Below are 2,474 nucleotides of genomic sequence, written 5' to 3'. Positions count from 1 at the left end.
TGTAACTGCTAAACTAAAATGGACAGTTTCCGCTTGATAGAACTGAACACTTTCTACCCACAATACCTCCCGCTAGTTATACTAATAGAGTAAAGAACAACTAGTGTATGGGAGGATCAGGAAGGTGCTGAAGCTAGAAATGATTGTAGAAGTGCATCAATTGAAAAGGCAGGGATTTACTGTATCTGCAATTGCGAGGAAATGTGAATTATCTAGAACAACCGTCTATGAATATCTCGAGATGGATCTTGAAGAAGCTTATGAGTGGGTGAATAAATTGAAAACCAGGAAACGGAAATTGGATCCTTATCGGGCTGATATTCTGAGCTGGCTGAAAGAACACCCGGATTTATCAGCTTCTCAAATATCGGATTGGCTGGAGGAACGCTGTCATTTCAAGGGGGTCGGCGACAGTACGGTTCGTACGTATGTAAAGGAACTGCGTGAAGAATATCACATTCCCAAAACACTCAGCTATCGCAGTTACGAGGCCGTAGAGGAATTACCGAAAGGACAACAGATGCAAGTGGACTTCGGAGAGATGAACGTGGAAACAGCCGAGGGGAAAACGACTAAACTGTATGTCATTGCCTTTGTCCTGTCGCATTCACGATTCAAGTATGCCGTATGGCAGGAGCATCCGTTTACTACCCGGGACGTCATTCGCTGTCATGAGAAAGCGTTTGAATTTTATGGAGGGATGACGGAAGAAATCGTCTATGACCAGGATAAGCTTATGATTGTCAGCGAGAATGGCGGCGATATTCTCTATACGGAAGAATTTCAGGCGTACAGGCAACAGAGAGGATTCCGTATCTATCTCTGCCGGGCAGCAGATCCGGAATCAAAGGGAAAGATTGAAAATGTGGTGAAGTTTATTAAAGGAAACTTTGCGAAGAATCGCATCTTCCATCAGCTGGAAACCTGGAATGAGCAGTGCTTGGCCTGGCTCGAGAGAAAAGGGAATTACCAGGTGCACAATACAATAAAAAAGAGACCTGTCGACGTGTTTGCCCTGGAAAAGCCACACTTGCGAAAAGTCTCATCCCTGCTTTCTTTCGAAAGCAACCATGTGTCCAGTATAACAAGGACTGTGCATAAGGACAATATTATTAAATTCCGTTCTAACCGTTATTCCGTCCCTTTAGGAACGTATAAACCGGGTGGAGATAATACAGTTTGCCTCCGGATAGTCGAAGACCGGCTAATCATTGAAAAGAATCACGGAGAGGAGCCCTTGGCTATTCACCTTCTTTCCAAGGGAAAAGGTCAGCTCATCAAGAATACCAACCATGGCAGGGATCGAACGAAAGGGATAGCTGCCTATATGGAAACAGTCAGGGAGTCTTTCGAAGATGGGGCGAAAGTTCAACGGTTTCTTGATGAAATTCATCATCGATATCCGAGATACATAAGAGATCAGCTTCAAATTCTGCAGAAGACCATAAAGGGATTTAGCCCCTATATTCAGCAGGCTTTAGATGTCTGCATGGAGAAGGCACTGTGGAGTGCGAATGATTTTCGTGATGTAGCGAAACATCTGGCGGAAACTCGGGCACATGAGGAACCGGATGTTCAGAGCATTGCCCAAAGCGTCTCCCCCAATTATAAAGAAAAAGCTGCCGTCAGGGAACTTCAGGGCTATCTAAAGATACTGGGAGGTGCGTAGGATGAATTATTCTGTGGAAGACATACAAGCACAGTTTCAGCGACTTAGGATGACGGAAACATCTAAAGAGCTTCCAGCTTTTCTAAGAAAAGCAGAGACGCAATCATGGACCTACCAGGAATTCCTTAGGGAATTACTGACCTATGAGGAAAGACGGCGTGAAGAGAAGATGATCGAAAAGCATTTGAAAATGGCGAAATTCCCTTATCAGAAAACCCTGAAGGAATTTGATTTAAAGGAACAGCCATCAATCAGTGAACGACAGCTTCGACAGCTTTGCGAGCTCTCCTGGCTGGAGGAATCATTCAACCTGATATTTCTGGGTCCGCCGGGCGTAGGGAAAACACATATCGCCATCGGATTGGGGCTGGAGGCGATCCGTAAAGGGTATCGCGTCCTGTTCATCTCCATGGGTGAACTGATTCCCCTTCTAAAAACGGAAGAATACCTTCGTAAATCGCAGCTCCAGATGAAAAAGATAAGAGATGCCGACCTGGTCATCATTGATGATCTGATGTATATGGCGATGGATCAGAACGAGGCTAATCTGTTTTTTCATCTCGTCAATCATCTATACGAACGGAGCTCAATTATATTAACATCCAATAAAGGGCCGGAGGAATGGGGAGAGTTACTGGGAGACCAGGGAATTACTACGGCGATTTTAGATCGCCTCCTTCACCGGTCAGAAGTTCTTCATTTAAATGGGGAGAGTCATAGAATCAGAAATCGACAGACATTATTTTAAGAGAAAAGTGTTCAAATTTAATGGGCAGAAAGTGTCCAAAACTACTTGACGGTTACA

At 44.5% G+C, this 2,474-nt stretch carries 2 protein-coding genes; both read left to right on the top strand.

The window, feature by feature from the left end:
• Nucleotides 1–139: 139 nt before the first annotated feature.
• The gene (istA, locus tag ACTHOQ_RS18765; RefSeq protein WP_440497713.1) at nt 140–1,669 is read left to right on the top strand and encodes an IS21 family transposase; all 1,530 of its coding nucleotides are present in this window, start codon (nt 140–142) and stop codon (nt 1,667–1,669) included.
• A 1-nt stretch (nt 1,670) separates the two neighbouring features.
• A complete protein-coding gene (gene istB / locus ACTHOQ_RS18760; RefSeq protein ID WP_440497712.1) occupies nt 1,671–2,417 on the top strand; it encodes an IS21-like element helper ATPase IstB in 747 nt (248 codons plus the stop codon).
• Nucleotides 2,418–2,474: the final 57 nt, after the last annotated feature.

The sequence above is a fragment of the Solibacillus silvestris genome (assembly GCF_051967575.1).
GTDB lineage: Bacteria > Bacillota > Bacilli > Bacillales_A > Planococcaceae > Solibacillus > Solibacillus silvestris_B.
Note: the sequence above shows the minus strand (reverse complement) of the source record. Positions and strands in the feature narration are given on the sequence as shown.